General features: G+C 66.4%; 15 protein-coding genes. 3 read left to right on the top strand and 12 right to left on the bottom strand.

Annotated elements, in window-relative coordinates; genetic code table 11:
• Positions 1-68: 68 nt before the first annotated feature.
• Positions 69-1,151, bottom strand: a complete 1,083-nt coding sequence (gene ku, locus PY310_RS08415; RefSeq protein ID WP_275213934.1) for a non-homologous end joining protein Ku — start codon at positions 1,149-1,151, stop codon at positions 69-71.
• A 40-nt stretch (positions 1,152-1,191) separates the two neighbouring features.
• Between ku and PY310_RS08410 the strand changes: the two genes are divergently transcribed.
• Positions 1,192-3,729, top strand: coding sequence for an ATP-dependent DNA ligase (locus PY310_RS08410; RefSeq protein WP_275213933.1), 2,538 nt, complete (start codon positions 1,192-1,194; stop codon positions 3,727-3,729).
• A gap of 123 nt (positions 3,730-3,852) precedes the next feature.
• Here PY310_RS08410 and PY310_RS08405 read toward each other — a convergent pair whose 3' ends face one another.
• Both PY310_RS08405 and PY310_RS08400 read right to left on the bottom strand, forming a co-directional pair.
• Positions 3,853-4,113, bottom strand: coding sequence for a hypothetical protein (locus PY310_RS08405; protein ID WP_275213932.1), 261 nt, complete (start codon positions 4,111-4,113; stop codon positions 3,853-3,855).
• 66 nt (positions 4,114-4,179) lie between these two features.
• Entirely contained in the window at positions 4,180-4,392 is a 213-nt protein-coding gene (locus PY310_RS08400; protein WP_275213931.1) for a hypothetical protein, read from the bottom strand.
• 501 nt (positions 4,393-4,893) lie between these two features.
• Between PY310_RS08400 and PY310_RS08395 the strand changes: the two genes are divergently transcribed.
• The gene (locus PY310_RS08395) at positions 4,894-6,498 is read left to right on the top strand and encodes an MFS transporter (protein WP_275213930.1); all 1,605 of its coding nucleotides are present in this window, start codon (positions 4,894-4,896) and stop codon (positions 6,496-6,498) included.
• Between the two features lie 139 nt (positions 6,499-6,637).
• On the opposite strand, the gene PY310_RS08390 is transcribed toward PY310_RS08395, so the two are convergent.
• Positions 6,638-7,180: a GNAT family N-acetyltransferase gene (locus PY310_RS08390; RefSeq protein WP_275213929.1), complete on the bottom strand. Its 543-nt coding sequence runs from the start codon at positions 7,178-7,180 to the stop codon at positions 6,638-6,640.
• A gap of 122 nt (positions 7,181-7,302) precedes the next feature.
• Here PY310_RS08390 and PY310_RS08385 point away from each other — a divergent pair, with 122 nt between their 5' ends.
• Positions 7,303-8,415 (top strand): FUSC family protein, encoded by a 1,113-nt coding sequence (locus PY310_RS08385; protein ID WP_275213928.1) that lies wholly within the window; start codon positions 7,303-7,305, stop codon positions 8,413-8,415.
• Here the strand turns inward: PY310_RS08385 and PY310_RS08380 are convergent.
• The 8 genes from PY310_RS08380 to PY310_RS08345 form a co-directional block, all read right to left on the bottom strand.
• Entirely contained in the window at positions 8,383-9,141 is a 759-nt protein-coding gene (locus PY310_RS08380) for an SDR family NAD(P)-dependent oxidoreductase (RefSeq protein ID WP_275213927.1), read from the bottom strand. The genes PY310_RS08385 and PY310_RS08380 overlap by 33 nt on opposite strands.
• A 41-nt stretch (positions 9,142-9,182) precedes the next feature.
• The gene (locus PY310_RS08375) at positions 9,183-9,512 is read right to left on the bottom strand and encodes a GNAT family N-acetyltransferase (protein WP_275213926.1); all 330 of its coding nucleotides are present in this window, start codon (positions 9,510-9,512) and stop codon (positions 9,183-9,185) included.
• A 44-nt stretch (positions 9,513-9,556) separates the two neighbouring features.
• Positions 9,557-10,882, bottom strand: a complete 1,326-nt coding sequence (locus tag PY310_RS08370) for an acyltransferase family protein (RefSeq protein WP_419095459.1) — start codon at positions 10,880-10,882, stop codon at positions 9,557-9,559.
• 141 nt (positions 10,883-11,023) lie between these two features.
• Entirely contained in the window at positions 11,024-11,431 is a 408-nt protein-coding gene (locus PY310_RS08365; protein WP_275213924.1) for a DUF1304 domain-containing protein, read from the bottom strand.
• 36 nt (positions 11,432-11,467) lie between these two features.
• Positions 11,468-12,319, bottom strand: a complete 852-nt coding sequence (locus PY310_RS08360; protein WP_275213923.1) for a class II fructose-bisphosphate aldolase — start codon at positions 12,317-12,319, stop codon at positions 11,468-11,470.
• On the bottom strand, positions 12,319-13,785 hold the full coding sequence (locus PY310_RS08355) for a GntP family transporter (protein WP_275213922.1): 1,467 nt from the start codon (positions 13,783-13,785) through the stop codon (positions 12,319-12,321). Before PY310_RS08355 ends, PY310_RS08360 begins: the two co-directional genes overlap by 1 nt.
• 149 nt (positions 13,786-13,934) lie before the next feature.
• Positions 13,935-14,834: an NAD(P)-dependent oxidoreductase gene (locus tag PY310_RS08350; protein ID WP_275213921.1), complete on the bottom strand. Its 900-nt coding sequence runs from the start codon at positions 14,832-14,834 to the stop codon at positions 13,935-13,937.
• An 84-nt stretch (positions 14,835-14,918) separates the two neighbouring features.
• Positions 14,919-16,439, bottom strand: coding sequence for a four-carbon acid sugar kinase family protein (locus PY310_RS08345; protein WP_275213920.1), 1,521 nt, complete (start codon positions 16,437-16,439; stop codon positions 14,919-14,921).
• Positions 16,440-16,505: the final 66 nt, after the last annotated feature.

Below are 16,505 nucleotides of genomic sequence, written 5' to 3'. Positions count from 1 at the left end.
AGGCGGCGGCCATCGTACCTCCCACCGTCCAGCCCGCGCTGTTACCGAATGCCCGTCCGGAAAGCGCCTCAGGCACCCTTTCTGGACCGCGTTGCGGCCGTCTTCGCCGCAGGTTTCGAAGCCGTGGACTTCGCCGCTGCCGGCTTAGCGGCGCCGGTCGACTTCGCGGTGGTGGATTTGGCGGTGGTGGATTTGGCGGCAGGAGCCTTGGCGGCCGCGCCAGTCTTGGCCCCGGCGGACTTTGCGGTGCGCCTGGCGGGAGCCTTCGCGGCGGAACCTTCGGCACTTTCTTCAGTATCGGCGTCGTCCGCCCCCGACTCATCAGACCCGGACCCATCAGACCCGGATGCCGCGGCGGACGCACCGCCACGCTTCCGGTCGAGGCTGCGCTTCAGCGCCTCCATCAGGTCGATGACCTCGCCCTTGCCGCCTTCGCCCGCTTCCGCACCGAAGGTTTCGTCGGTATTGAGCGCATCGCCCTTCTCCAGCTTGGCCTCGATGAGCTTCCGGAGCTGCACCTGATAGTCATCGGTGAACTGGTCCGGTTCGAAGTCAGCGGCCATGGACTCCACCAGCGCCGCGGACATTTCCCGCTCCTGGGCAGAGATCCGGACGGACTCATCCAAGGCAGGGAAGCTGGCCTCCCGGACTTCATCAGGCCACAGCAGGGACTGCAGCACCAGCACCTCGTCCTTGATGCGCAGCGCTCCAAGGCGGGTCTTCTCGCGCAGGGCGAACTGGACGATAGCCACCCGGTCCGTGTCCTCCAGGGCCCGGCGCAGCAGGACGTATGCTTTGGGCGATTTGGAGTCCGGCTCCAGGTAGTAGCTTTTCTCGAACATCATGGGTTCCAGCTGCTCGGACGGCACGAACTGGACAACCTCGATCTCGTGGCTGTTCTCCGCCGGAATGGACTTGAGCTCCTCCTTGGACAGCACCACGGTGCGGCCGTCCTCCTCATACGCCTTCTCGATGTCCGAGTAGTCGATGATCTTGCTGCAGACCTCACACCGGCGCTGGTAGCGGATCCTGCCGCCGTCGGCATTGTGGACCTGGTGGAGACTGATGTCATGATCCTCGGTGGCGCTGTAGACCTTCACGGGCACGTTGACCAGGCCGAACGCGATGGCACCTTTCCAGATGGCTCTCATTCCTCAAGTGAACATCACCGCAGGCCGGAGGTGAAGACCCGTGGCCGGAGCTAAGGAACGTGTCCGGGTTGCCGGGCGGGAACTGACCCTCACCAACCTGGACAAAATCATCTACCCGGAGACGGGCACCACCAAGGCGGACGTCCTGGCGTACTACGCCGCGGTGGCCCCTGTCCTGATCCCGGCTGCGGCCAACCGGCCCGCCACGCGCAAGCGCTGGGTCAACGGCGTGGGTACTGCGGCGGAGCCGGGCGAAGTGTTTTTTCAGAAGAACCTTGAGGATTCGGCCCCGGGCTGGCTCCCCCGTGCCGCCATCACGCACAAGGACCGGACCATTTACTATCCCCTGGTGAACGACCCGGCCACCCTCACGTGGTTTGGCCAGATCAACTCGCTGGAAATCCATGTGCCCCAATGGCAGGTGGATTCGCACGGCAACCAGCTGAACCCGGACCGGCTGGTGCTGGACCTGGACCCCGGCGAGGGCGCTGGCCTGGCCGAGTGCGTGGAAGTGGCGCTCCTGGCCCGCACCATCCTGCAGGACGTGGGGCTGGAGACGGTTCCCGTGACGAGCGGCAGCAAGGGCATCCATCTTTATGCCGGCCTGGACGGTTCCCAGACCTCGGACCAGATTTCCGCGTTCGCCCGCGAACTGGCCCGGGCCCTCGAGGCGGACCACCCCGATCTGGCCGTCAGCGACATGAAAAAAACCCTGCGCACGGGGAAGGTCCTGGTGGACTGGAGCCAGAACAATGCGGCCAAAACCACCATCGTGCCCTACTCGCTCCGCGGCAGGCCCACTCCCATGGTGGCGGCGCCGCGGACCTGGCGGGAAATCAGCTCCCCCAACCTCAGGCAGCTCGACTACCAGGCCGTGATGCGCAGGGTGAAGGAAGGCAAGGACCCTTTCGCCGCCGTCGAGCATGGTGGCGGGCATCCGGGCGGCACCGAACAGGTAACGCACGACGGCGGCGCGCACCAGCGCCTGGAGCGTTACCGCTCAATGCGGGATCCTGATGCGACGCCCGAGCCCTTCTCCGGGGCGCCGGGAGGCGGGAACACGTTTGTGATTCAGGAGCACCACGCCAGCCGGCTGCACTTCGACTTCCGGCTCGAGCACGAGGGGGTGCTGGTCTCGTGGGCGCTGCCGAAAGGCGTCCCCGAATCGGGCGGCAAGAACCATTTGGCGGTGCAGACCGAGGACCATCCCCTGGACTATGCCACCTTCGAAGGCACCATCCCGAAGGGCCAGTACGGCGCCGGCCAAGTCACCATCTGGGATCACGGCACCTACGAGCTGGAGAAATGGATCAACGGCAGGGAAGTGATCGCCACGCTCACCGGTTCGGAGGGCGGCGGCCTGGGCGGGACCAAAAAGTTCGCCCTGATCCACACCGGCCGGGGCCGCGGACCGGATGCTGAGGGGCAGTGGCTGATCCACCTCATGGACAAAGACCATCACACCTTTCATCCACGAAGAACTCATGCCGGGGATGGGCCTGACGCGGACGCGCCTGACGGGGACGCGGCTGAGGGGGACGAGGTAGCAGCGGACGCCGCCGCGTCAGGAGGGAAGGCCGAGCAGGAACCGGCGGCCAAAACCCCGGCTCCTCCCCTGCGCGCCGAGGACTTCAGCCCCATGATGGCCACAGCCGGGACCGCTGCCGACCTGCAGGGCAGCGACTGGAAATTCGAGCTGAAATGGGACGGCGTACGTGCCCTGGTCGTTGCGGACGACGCGAGGGTCCGCATCATCAGCCGGAACGGGAACGACGTCACCGGAACCTACCCGGAGCTGACGGAACGGTCCTGCTGGCCGGAGGGTCCGTTCATCGCCGATGGTGAGATCTTCGCCGTCGGGCCTTCCGGAAAACCGGACTTTGGCGTCCTCCAGGGCCGCATGAAACTGACGCGGCCCGGTGACGTGGCCAAGGCACGCGCCGCCATTCCGGTCCGGCTCATGCTGTTTGACCTGCTGGCCGACGCCGGCCAGGACCTTCGCCGGCTCCCGTTCGCCAAGCGACGGGAACGTCTTGAGCAGTTCTACCGTCCGTCCGACTGCCCCGTGGAACTGTCGCCGGTCCTGGACGAAAAAATTGAGCACATCCTCGAAAGCGCGCGGGAACTGGGACTCGAAGGCGTGATGGCCAAGCGCACCGACAGCAGGTACGTCAGCGGACAGCGCACGCGGACCTGGATCAAGATCAAGCTCGAACAGACCCAGGAGGTGGTTGTGGGCGGCTGGCGGCCGGGCAAGGGCGGCCGCCAGGGTTCGGTGGGCTCGCTGCTGGTGGGCATTCCCGACGCCGGCAAACTGCGGTACGTAGGCCGTGTGGGCAGCGGATTCAGTACCCGGGAGCTGGCGGAGCTCCGGCAGAAAGTGGACAAGCTCGCCCGCAAGACCCCACCGTTCGAGGACGTGCCGCGGGAGGATGCCGCCGACGCCCGCTGGGTCACGCCCCGGCTGGTGGGGGAGGTGACGTTCGGCGAGTGGACGGGCAGTGGAAAGCTCCGGCACCCGGTATGGCGGGGGTGGCGGCTGGATAAAGATGCCGAGGACGTGGTGGCGGAAAGCTAGCCGCGCGGGCCTCCCGGGGACACGGCAACGGCCCGGCGAATCCCTTATGGGTAGTCGCCAGGCCGTGTTGTTCCAAGCGGTGCATGATCCGCCGGGCAGCCGCGTCTCAGGGTCAGCCGTCTGTCAGGAGGAGTGCGGCAGTTGCGGGCGTCCGGTGCGGTGCACAGCAGTGACGGCCGCTTCATTGCCCACCTGGCTGTGGCCTGCACCCCGTTCCTTGGGATGCCGGTGCTTGCCGTTTCCGTCCGGCCAATGCTGTTCGCCGGTCATGGCCTTGGTCACGGCAATGGTGGCCGGCCCGGGCATGGACTGCTGGTGCATGGCTGCGGCGAGGTGATCCGCCACCTCAGGTTCGATCCTTGCTCCTGGATTTTGCTTCGCCATTTTTCCTTCCTTTCCACACAGATGAAGCGCGTTTCCACACAGATGACGCGCCAGCAACCTGAAGTGCTACCAGCGGACCTTCTTCTCGGCCGGGCCCTGCTTGCCGCTGGCATGCGTAGGTTTATGACTCTTGCCCACACTCTGCAAACCGGAATCACCGCCGCGGGACTTGCTGGCGAGCATTGCCCGCTGGGCCTCGGTCAGCCCGGCACGTATCCCCTTGGCATCGGGGTTCTCAGGCGAATCCTGGGACGGGTCGGAGGTTTTTTTGTCGGTCATTGGTTGGAACCTTTCTGAGGAGGGTCTGCGTGTCTCTGACGAGATCAGCGGGGACGGGGCCGGGCGCACCAGGCCGCACGCGTCCGCCTACTCAAAAATCAGTGTTCCCATGGCACAACAATAGGCAGTCCGAGCCGTGGTTGTGAACCCCCGAAGCCGGCGCCGGGACCGCTGAATTTGACCTCGCGGCCGCGCCCGGACACTTCGCAGCAAGCCGTGGCGGCCATCACTTTCGGCGCCGGATCGGGACGAAATAACCGTGAAAACGAGGGCTGAGAGAAAAAGATTCGGTAACGGCTGTCCCTATCCCCCGGGATCCCAATGATGGCGCGGCAAAACGGAGGAAAAGAAACCTTCCAACGGCCACTCAAAACGGCCTGAAACCTGCGATCATACGGGATCAAACTCTGGAACGCATCAAGATTCGCGTAAAATTGAAGGCCTGCCCAGAGCGGGGCAGCTACAAGTCGCAAGCAAATGACCTCCACGGGAGAAGCCCAAATGCCCACAGACCGAAGCACGACCGACTCTTCAGCAGGCGAAAACATCGCCGGCGGAACCAACACTGCAGTACCTGTAAATGCACCATCCGCGAGTCCTGCGGGGACACGCAAACCGAAGATTCTTGCACGTCGCCGGCTCAAGGAGTCCGACGTGAATGTAGTAGATCAGCCCATGCTGAAAAAGGCACTCGGCGGCACCATCGTGGGTAACACCATGGAGTGGTACGACGTCGGCGTGTTCGGTTACCTGATCACCACCATGGGACCCGTCTTCCTGCCGGAGTCAGATCCGACAACCCAGACGCTGTTCCTGCTGGGAACCTTCGCGGCCACCTTCATTGCCCGCCCCCTGGGTGGCGTGATCTTCGGCTGGCTCGGAGACAAGATAGGCCGCCAGAAGATCCTGGCCACCACCCTCATGATCATGGCCGCGAGCACGTTCGCGGTCGGCCTGCTGCCGGGTTACGCACAGATCGGCCTCTGGGCCGCTGCGCTCCTGGTACTCCTTAAAGTGGTCCAGGGATTCTCCACCGGCGGCGAGTATGCCGGCGCAACCACGTTTGTCAGCGAATATGCCCCTGACAAGCGCCGGGGCTTCTTTGCGAGCTTCCTGGACCTGGGCAGCTACCTGGGCTTCGCCATCGGCGCCGCCCTGGTATCGGTACTCCAGTTGACCCTGGGCCAGACGGCAATGGAGGAATGGGGCTGGCGCATTCCGTTCCTGATCGCCGGACCCCTTGGCCTGATTGCCGTCTACTTCCGGAGCAAGATCGAGGAATCCCCGCAGTTCCAGGCCACCCTGGACGCCCAGGAAGACCTCGCCAAGAACGCTGCCTCCTCGGACGAGGCCGCAGCCAAGGGCCCGGTCGGCATCGTCAAGGCCTACTGGCGCTCCATCATTGTGGCGATGGTACTGGTGGCCGCGGCCAACACGGCCGGCTACGCCCTCACTTCCTACATGCCTACCTACCTCACGGAGTCCAAGGGCTACGACGAGGTCCACGGCACGCTCCTGACCATCCCGGTGCTGGTCATTATGGCGCTGTGCATCCCGCTGACGGGCAAGCTGTCCGACCGGATTGGCCGCAGGCCGGTCCTGTGGATCGGCGCAGTGAGCACGGTGGTCCTGGCGACGCCGGCCTTCATGCTCATCGGTGTCGGTGAGATCTGGTCCACCCTGGCCGGCCTCGCCCTGATCGCTTTCCCCGTGACGTTCTACGTGGCCAACCTTGCCTCGGCGCTGCCGGCGCAGTTCCCCACATCCAGCCGTTACGGCGCCATGGGCATTGCGTACAACTTCGCCGTAGCGATCTTCGGCGGCACCACACCGTTCATCGTGGCTGCGCTGATCAATGCGACCGGCAACGACATGATGCCGGCCTACTACCTGATGGCCACTTCGGCTGTGGGTGCCGTGGCCATCTACTTCCTTAAGGAATCGGCCCAGCGTCCGCTCCCGGGCTCCATGCCCAGCGTGGACACGCAGGCGGAGGCGCGTGAACTCGTGGCCACCCAGGATGAGAACCCGCTGATTGACCTGGACGACATGCCATTTGAAACCCAGGACATCACCGACGCCGCCAAGGCGCCGGCCGGAGTCTAAGCAACACCCCGAACAACAATCCGGCCTGTTTCGGCCGTCTTGTAGCCCGCGCTCAGAGGCCCGTGCTGTGTGCTTTCCTTGGGGGAAGCACACAGGGCGGGCCTTAGCCGTGCACGGGCGCCATGCACGGCCCGGCACCTCAGGCGTGCAGGAGCACCTGGTAAAGGTTGTGATCCTGCCACTTTCCGGCGATCTGCAGATACTGCGGCGCCATGCCAATCTGTTGGAATCCGGCCTTTTGGAGGACCCGTTGCGAGCCGATGTTGTGCAGCAGCGTGCTGGCCTCAAGGCGGTGGAGCCCCAGTTCGTCGCGGGCCACCGCAACGATGCGCCGGACCGCAGCGGACGCTACGCCCCGGCCAGCGTACTCGCTATCGACCCAGTACCCGAGCCCCGCACTCTGAAACGGCCCCCGCACGATGCCGGCCACGTTGAACCGGCCCACAAGTCGCTTGCCGGCAAACAGGCCGAAGGGGCATCCCTCCCCTGCCTCATGCGCCGCGAGACGGCCGGCGATGTCGGCAGCCTGCCAGTCCTCCGTGAAGTACTCCCCGGGCCGAACCGGCTCCCACGGGGAAAGGTAGTCACGGTTGCGTAGGTAAGCGGCGCAAAGCGCCGCCGCATCGCCCGGACGCAATAGACGCATTGTGACGCTCTCGGTCAGCTGGTGCGGCTCAATCATCGGTCAACATTAGTCCAGGCTCCCGGCTCCATTCATGCCCGGCCGCCAGCCGGTGGGTCCCCGGGGGATAATCGTGTGGCAGGCCCCGGCACCGGGGCGGTAATCAATGACAGGTGGCCCGCGTGAAGTCCGTGATGCGCCAGGTACACGCCCTGCACCGGCTGGAACCTGCAAATCAAGACCATCTGGCAGCGCTTCGGGTGGCCACCAGCGTGGCTGTCCCTTCACTTCTCCTGCTGCTTCTGGGCCGGGCCGACCTGATTGTTTATGCGGTGTTCGGTGCCCTGACTGGCATGTATGGGCGGTCCGAACCGCATCAGCTGCGGCTCCGGCACCAGTCCCAGGCAGCCGTGGTGCTGGTCGGCGGGGTGGCGGTGGGCGTCTTTCTCTCCGTCAACCATCTCCACTCCTGGTGGCTGGTGGCCGTCGAGGCGGTGCTGGCCGGCGTCGGGTCGGTCTATTCGGACCGGGTGAAGCTCAAACCGAACGGCCCGTTCTTCGGCATCCTGGCCCTGGGTGCCTGCGCCTCGGTGCCCACCGCCGTCCCTTGGTACATTGCTCTTTTGATCGCGGCGGGGGCTGCCGCGTTTTCCCTGGCGGTGGGCTTCGGCGGCTGGTTCCGGGACCGTTCGTGGCAGCCTGGAGCCAGCCGTGAGGTGGTGCTCCTGCGTGGTGCGGCAGGCCGGTCTGCCGCCGTTCACGCGGCCCGCTACGTGTCGGCGGTCGGGCTTGCCGGCTCCATCGGTGTGCTTAGCGGCAGCGGCCATCCACACTGGGCCATGGCAGCTGCCGCGGTGCCCCTGGCGGGAGCGGACTTCCCCAGCCGGGTGCGGCGGGGGATCCACCGCATCGTGGGGACCTTCCTCGGGTTGGCGGTCACCGCCGTCGTCCTGGTGCCCGCACCGTGGGCCCTCGCACCGTTATTCGCCGCCCATCAGGTGGTGGTCCTGGGCGTCCTGGTCATCATTTTCCAGTTCACCACCGAGCTGTTCATGACCCGTCATTACGGGCTGGCCATGGTGTCATTCACCCCGGTCATCCTGTTGATGACGCAGCTCGCGGCGCCGATCGATCCCACGGTGCTGATCCTGGAGCGTGGCGTGGAAACCTTCGTTGGTGCCGTGGTGGGGATCCTGGTGGCGGTGGCCGTCCGGCAACGAATCCGCCAGCGGACGGTACGGCAGCCGCCTGCCCGGTTCCCGCTACTTCGGTCTGCGCGCCGGCCCGGTGAGTAGCCTGTCCGGCAGCACCCGCGCCGCCACGGCCACCGCCTTGTAGCGCTTGGACGGGATGGACACAGACTTTCCGCGGAGGTTGTCGGCCAGGCCTTCACGCACCACCCGCTCCGCCGTCAGCCACGCCCAGGCCGGTGCCACCGCCTTGTCCATGCCCATCCGCTCATGGAACTCCGTGTGCGTCAGGCCCGGGCAGACAGCTGTGACCGTCACGCCGCGCGCCCCGTAGGCAAGGTTGGCCCAGCGGCTGAAGGTCAGCAGCCAGGCCTTCGCCGCCGCATAGGTCCCCCGGGGCAGGAACGCCGCAACGCTGGACACATTGATAATCCGGCCCGCACCGCGTTCCAGCATCCCGGGCAGCACAGCGTGGGTCAGTTCCAGGGCGGCCCCACAGTGCAGTTTGAGGTGCTGCTTCTCTTCGGCGATGGTGTTCTGCTCAAAGTCGTGGAGCAGGCCGATGCCCGCGTTGTTCACCAGGATCCCCACCGGCCGGGCGGCGTCGCTGAGGCGGGCGACGACGGCGGCCACCCCGGCGTCGTCCGTCAGGTCTGCGGGGAGCACCTCCGCCGTGGTTCCGTAACGCTGTTTCAGGTCCGCCGCCGTTTTTTCCAGGCGGTCCCGGTTCCTGGCCACGAGAACCACGGTATGGCCCTGGGCGGCGAGCTGCCGGGCGAACTCGGCTCCAAGCCCGGCGCTGGCCCCGGTGACGAGTGCTGTTGTTGTCATGCGCCCAGACTAGCTTGGCCTGCCTGCCATGGCGCCGGGCGTTAGTCCTCCGGCCAGTCGATGTGCTGCTCGTAGCCCTCGTGCTGGCGGAGGTAGCCGGCGATGAACGGGCAATGCGGGATGATGCGTTTCCCCGATGCCACAACGTCGTCCAGGGCGAAGTGGGCCAGCACCTTTCCCAGGCCTTGGCCCTTGAATTCCTCGGCGGTCTCGGTGTGGCTGAAATCCACGTGTCCGGGCCGGTCCTGGAAGAAGGACTGGACGGCGATCTTCCCGCCGACCTTCAGCTCGTAACGGTGATGCTCATCATCCCGGGTCAGTGAAACGGCGGGGCTGAATTCATCCTCAGTGGAAATCATGTTCTCTGTCATGGTTCGACATTGGCACTAGTTGGCTGCGGTGGCAATGGCCGCCCCTACCCGCCCTGCGCGCTGACGGGGCGCCCCGCGGCCACATCATGAGGGGCCCGTTCCGGCATTCTGCCCAGCAGCAGGACAGCCAGCGCAAAGCATGCGGCGCCGCCTCCCAGCAGTCCCGGCGTCAACCCGTTGAAGGCGGCGTCCGCCACCGGAATGAAGACCACAACGGCGGCCGTGACCACCGCGGCGGCGGGCCTGCCGCGGGAGTGGAGGGAGGCCGCAGGGCGTTCTTCGAGGCGGCCGAATGCCGCGACCACGGGCAGCAGCAGGATGAGTACCCCGAGGAGGACCAGCGGCCGCGCCCACCACCACTCCGCGGTCCCGGCCGCGGGTTTGGGAAAGTCGGTGAGCAGCAGCAGGCCGGACATTCCGGCCAGCAGCGGCAGGTGCCAGAGGTAGACCGTCATGGCGTGGCGCCCCGAGACCATGACCATCGCACGCACCCAGCCAAACTGCCATGTCCAGGCAAGCCACGGCCGAACGAGCTGCAGCGCGGCAGCCTGGGATACCCCAAGCAGGAACAGGCAGAGGTTGGGCGGGTTGAGGTTGACCAGCATGTTTCCGGTGTAGAGGCCCAGGCCGGTGACAGCGCCGAGCAGCAGGTTTGTCGCCACGATGAGTCCCGCCAGATGCGACCGGGTGAGCCGGGTCAGGTGGCCGTCAACCATCAGGAAACCGACCTGCTGCACGGCGCACCAAAGGAAAACCAGGTTCGCGTAGGCGAGCATCGGCAGGGCTCCGCGCAAGCAGTCAACAGCAACCACCAGGGCAACCAGTACGCCCATGGTCAGCCATGGGGCACGCGCGTGAAAGCGGGCCAGCAACGGTATGTTCAGCTGCGCGGCAAGGTACGCCGCGAGGAACCACAGCGGCATGCCGGCGCCCGTAGCTATCAGCTGGAGCACCTGCGGATCCACGCCCGTCAGGCGTGCGGCCCATAGCCCGAGGAACATGACCGCCAGCAGCGCTGCCGCCGGCCGGACCAGCCTCAGCAGCCGCGCCTGGGCGAACTCGAAGCCATTGCCGCCGCTGACCTTGAGCCGTCGCCAGGACTGCAGTCCGGTGGTTCCGCCCGTGACGAAAAACAGCGGCATCACCATAAAGATCCAGATGACCGGCTCAAACCAGCGCTGATCCCCCAGCGTGTTTTCCGACGTCACGGTGCCGTCGGGGTGCAGGACCGGGCTGACCATCATGCAGTGGCTCACCACAACCAGGGCGAGGCAGACAAACCGGACCAGATCAATGGCAGGGTCGCGCTCCCGCTCCGCCCCGCGGCGCTGCGCGGATGCTCCCTGTTCACTGACATTGCCCACGTGCAATCCCCTACAAACGCCGACGCTGTTCTTGCCTCAATTGTCCGCCCGCAGTGCGCTCCCAGCCAGAAATTCGGCGAGAGGGCACTTGACGGCAGTTCCGCCGCCCGGGATTGCCGCCAAGTGCCCTCTCGGCGGCGCGCCGGCTCACCCTGCCGCCACTGCCAGCAACCCGAGCACGACGGCGAGCAGCGGCGTCGTGCCCTGCAGAACCGCGGCGCGGAGGTACTTCCGCCCCGTGAGGGCAAGCACGGCGGCGGCGAGGAACATGGAGCCACAGCAGCTGAAGATCAGGGTCCAGCCCGCAATGGCCTGGGCGGACCCGTCCGCTCCGAACGCCACGCAGCCCACGCCAATGAAGGCGCCGGCGGCCAGGAACAGGTTGTAGAAGCCCTGGTTGTAGGCGAGGGACCTGGTGGTTTCGGCGTCGGCCTGGGAGTTGAGGCCAAAACGTTCCCAGGTGGCCGGCCTGGTCCAGGTGAGGGATTCCATGCTGAAGATATAGACGTGCAGGGCTGCGGCGATGAAGGCAAAAAGGAGGGAGGCCAGGATCATGTGCCGATCCTAGCCTCCCTATCCCCCGCGATCCGTTCAGCGGGTGAGCATGCCCAACGCCGCGCCCGCGAAGTCCGCGGCAGAGGTGTTCCAGTGGGCCAGGAGGCCCTGAAGGTTCTCGCCGTCGGCCCGGTGTGGCGGCAGCTGCTCCTGGAGCGTGGACAGCACGCCCGTGCGGAGCTCGGTGTTGAAGTTCACCTTGCCCACATTCATGGCCGCCGCCTTCACCAGCTCGTCCGCGGGAATGCCGGACGCGCCGTGGAGCACCAGCGGAATGTGGGTCCGCACTGCAATGTCCTGGAGGACGTCCCAGCGCAGCTGCGGCTCGCCTTTGTATTTGCCGTGTACGTTTCCGACCGCAACGGCCAGCAGCTGCGCGCCGGTCCGGGCCACGAAGTCCTCCACCTGGGCGGAGTCCGTCAGCCCGGCCACGTCCGCGCCGGCGGAGTCGGCGCCGAAGGCCCGGTCCTCGTCCCCGGCCAGGCCACCAAGTTCGGCTTCAAGCACCACCTCGGCACCCAGCAGGGCACGGGCCGCCCGGACCAGCGCGATGTTGTCCTCATACGGGAGGGCCGAACCGTCCGCGAGGACGGAATCCGCCCCTGCCGCGACGGCGTCGGCCATGACGTTCAGGTCCGCAGCGTGGTCCAGCTGGACGGCTACCGGGACGGAGGCGGCATCGGCCAGGCCGCGGAGGGCGGCGATCAGCCGGGGGCCGTTGCTCGTGGCGGCCGTTTTCGGGGCCACCAGCAGGATGGCGCCCCGTCCGGCGTCCTCTGCGGCGCCCACCACGGCCAGGGCAGTAGTGAAGTCGTAGCAGGTGAACGCGGGGACGGCCGAACCCTGCTGCAGGGCTGTGATGACCAGGTGGTCGAGCCGGGTGCGCATCAGACGCCCAGCCCGCCCACGAGGATCCAGGCAACGTAGGTCAGCAGGAAGCCTGCAACGCCCAGGATGGTGGTGAGGACGGTCCAGGTCCTGAGTCCGTCCGAAACGGTGAGGCCGTAGTAGCGCACCACCACCCAGAACCCTGCATCCGTCACGTGGGAGAGACCTAAGGCACCGAAACCGATGGCAATGACGATGACCGCGATCTGCGCCGGGGTGTAGCCGCCGCTGCTGACCGCAGCGCTCAGCAGGCCTGTGGTGGTGACGATCGCGACCGTTGCCGAACCCTGTGCGGCGCGCAGGGCCAGCGAGATGATGAAACCAAGCAGCAGCAGGGGTACTCCCAGCGTGTCCAGGGTCTTGGACAGCGCGCCGCCGATGCCGGAGACCTGCAGCACGTTGCCGAAGACACCGCCGGCAGCTACCACCATCAGGATGGAGGCGATGGGCGGAAGGGCGCCCTCGAAGATTTCACCCGTTTCCCTCAGAGACCAGTGGCGCCGGACGGCGAGGAGGAAGAAGGACAACGCCACAGCCACCAGGAGTGCGAGGAACGGGTTACCGATGAACGCGGCCACGCCGTACCAGGGGCTGGCTTTGGGGAGGATGAGGGTACCCAGGGTTCCGAGCAGGATCTGCACGATGGGCGCTGCAATCAGGAAAATGATCAACGCTGGACGCGGCGGGGCGATGCCGGCGGCACCGGGTCCGTCGTGACCCACCTTCACGAGCGACTTGGTCCCGAACTCTTCCACCTGGGTCTTCACGGCGGGCAGCAGTTCGTAGTCCTTGCGGTTCATGATGGAGGCCACCCAGTAGGACAGGAAACCGAGCGGCACGCAGATCACCAGCGAGATCAGGGCGATCAGTCCGATGTCGGCACCAAGCACGCCGGCACCGGCAACAATTCCGGGGTGCGGCGGGACGGCGACGTGGATGGAGAGCATGATGCCGGCCATGGGTAGGCCGAACTTGACCGGATGCACCTTGGCGATCTTGGCAAAGGCGTAGACGATGGGCACCAGCACAATGATGCCCACCTCGAAGAAGACCGGGATGGCCACCAGGAACCCGACGGCGGTCAGTGCCACGGAAACCCGCTTGGCGCCAAGCTTGCGGGTGAAGTGGTCGGCGAGGGACTGGACGCCACCGGACACTTCAATCATCCGGCCCAGCACAGCGCCGAGGGCAATCAGGATTGCCACTTTGCCCATCGTGCTCCCCACGCCGCTGGAGACTACGGTGAAGACGTCCTGCAGCGGAATGGTCGCAGCCACGGCGACCAGGATGCTGACCGTCAGCAGAGCCACGAAGGCCTGAATCTTGAAGCGGATGATCATCACCAGCAGGAGGGCAACACCCACGGCAGCGATGGTGAGGAGCAGCGGGGTACCCAGCTCCACTGCGGGTTTGATGGCTGGGGCGTCGGCAGCCCCCACCATCAGCGAATTGATCAGGGGGTTCATTGCGGGTGTCTCCTTTGACAAGCCAGTCTTCCAGAAGACGGGCTGACGGGTCTCTAAATATTTCTGCCGGGGCTAGGGCGTTGGAACTACAGTGCGTACGACGACGACGGAAGGGGGAACGCCGTCGTCGTACGTCTTTCAGGAGGTACTTAGGCGGTGCGCCTGGTGGGAGCGACCACTTTGATGACGGCGGAGTCGTCTGCGGCGGCGAGGCCCTGGGCCTGGCCGAGGAGGTAGAGCTGTTCGGCGGCGGCAGCAACGGGGGCTGCCAGGCCGGCGGCGCGGGTGGCCTTGCCGACGATGCCCATGTCCTTGACGAAGATGTCCAGGCGGGAGAGGACCTCGGCGCCGTCTTCGGTGTAGGCCTCGAGGATGCGCGGGCCGCGGTTGGAGAGCATAAAGGAACCTGCGGCACCGGCTTCGAGGGCGGCAAGGGTTTTGGCCTGGTCCAGGCCGAGGGCGTCGGCGAGGGCCATGGCCTCGGCGGCAGCGGCGATGTGAACGCCGCAGAGGAGCTGGTTGACGGTCTTCAGGGCCTGGCCGTCGCCGGGCTTGTCGCCCACCACGGTGAGGGTGGAGGCGAGGAGTTCCAGGGCCGGGTTCGCCTTTTCGCGTGCTTCGGGGGACGCGCCGACGACGATCAGCAGGTCGCCTTCACCGGCGCGCTTGGGGCCGCCTGAGAGCGGGGCGTCCACGAGTTCGACGCCGTATTCGGCCAGCTTGGCCACGGTGGCAGGGATGGCTTCGGTGCCTACGGTGCTGCCGAGGATCACGACGGCCCCCGGCTCCAGCACGGAGGCCACGCCGTTCGCACCGAAGAGGACATCGTTGAGCTGTTCGCCGTTGCGGACCGCGAGGAGCAGGGCGTCGGCGCCTTTGGCGGCGTCGCGGGCGGTGCTGAAGGTGGCGATGCCGGCTTCTTCGGCGAGCTTCAGGCGCGGCTCGGCGATGTCGAAGCCGTGGACGGTCAGCTGGGATGCCAGGCGGGTGGCCATGGGCAGGCCCATGGCGCCGAGGCCCAGGACGGTGACGGTGTATTTGCTGGTCATGGTGTTCTCCATTGAATTTTGCGGGTGGGCCCACGCCGGCGAGGGACCCGGCCCGAGCTTGCGAGGGTTGGGAGCCGGTGGGGACTAGAAAGTGTTGCTGAGCTTGCGGGTGACGTCGGCGAGGGACTGGTCATCGCCCACGTTGCCGGCGAAGACGATGTACGGGATGCCCTTGGCGGGGCCGTCCACCGGTTCCCAGAGCGAGACGATGCCCGGCAGCATGGGGCCGCGGACAATGGCGTGCCGGATTTCCAGGCCGTGCGCGGCGACGTCCGAAGATGTGATGCCACCCTTGGCGATGACGAACCGGGGCGGGAAGGTCTTGAGGGTCCGGTTGACCACGGCCACGACGGCGGCGGATACGGTGCGAGCGATCCGGAGGCTTTCGGCGGCGTCGTCAGTTTTGATGAGCAGGCGGCTGGTGTGGACGATGACGTCTCCGCTGTGGAGTGCGTCCACAACGGTGTTGACGGTCTGGTCAAGGTAGGAGTCTGCTGCCGCTTCGGTTTCGGCGGCAAGCAGCTTTTCGACGTCGATCTCAACCGTCCGCGCGGCACGGTGCTGTTCAGTGAGGGCCTTGAGCTGGCGGGTGGTGACACCCACATGCGAGCCCACAACAATGAGGCCGCCTGCCTCCGAAGGGGTGTTGCCGGCGTAGGCTTCGGCGCCGCTCAGCTCAGTGCGGATGTCCTGGCCGATCCTGGCCCGGCCGAACGGGGGGCCTACCCGGTACAGCAGCTTCTTGCCGCGCCGTTCGGCCTCTTCCAGGCCCAGGGACAGCACGCGGAGGTCATTTTCGGTGACGATGTCAGCCACGATGGGCGTGGAGTTGGTGGCGGGAGCGACGGCGTCAGCGATGGCGTGGGCGCTGATGCCGGCACTGACGGCAGGGTCGCCGTCGGGGTTTGCTGCGGTGCCTGCGCTGGCCGCGCCGGCACGGATGATGTTCAGGTCCAGGACGATCACCGACTCCGCCGCGAAGCGCCCCTTCGACTTTTCCTCGACGTACTTGGCCAGCTCGGAGTTTTTGTACCCAAAGCTGGCGTCCTTGGCGAATTCGGTCTCCGCGGCCGGGATGAGCGTTCCGGTCTCGGCGCCCGTTCCGCGGGTGTAGTGCACGCCGCCGATGGTCACGCGTCCGGCGTCGGGGAACGCGGGAACCAGGACGACGCCGTCGGTCGCTTCGCCGCTGACCTCAGCCACCGTTGCGGCGATGACGTCCGGTTCAAGGGGGTAGTGGCCGCGGAGGGTGGAATCGCTGCGGCTCACGAAGCCCAGCCGCAGGCCGGAACCGGCGGCCGCCAGGGCGTTGCGGACCACCTCCTCGTTGCGGGCGGCAGCCTCGGCGGGGTCCAGGCTCCGGGTGTTGGTCAGCACGTAGACGGCGGGCTTGGACTGGCCAAAGGCCCAGATGAAGTCCTCAACGTCCCAGCGGGTGAGCACCGGCAGATCCGCCACGGACTGCGTCCCGGTGGGGTCGTCGTCGAGCACTACCAGCATGCGGGGCGTTTCGGCGCTGGAGGCGGCCACGGCATCGGCCACGAGGCGGGCGGGAATCCGGACTTCAGCCGGGAAGGCGGCCAGGAGGTCTGCTTCTAGCGTCACTGTGCACTCCGTTGTGATGTTTGGGGGTATTGAGGTAACTGTAAGATGTCTGACATCTAACATTTG

Origin of the sequence: Pseudarthrobacter naphthalenicus, assembly GCF_029076445.1 — a bacterium.
Classification (GTDB): Bacteria; Actinomycetota; Actinomycetes; order Actinomycetales; family Micrococcaceae; genus Arthrobacter; species Arthrobacter naphthalenicus.
Note: the sequence above shows the minus strand (reverse complement) of the source record. Positions and strands in the feature narration are given on the sequence as shown.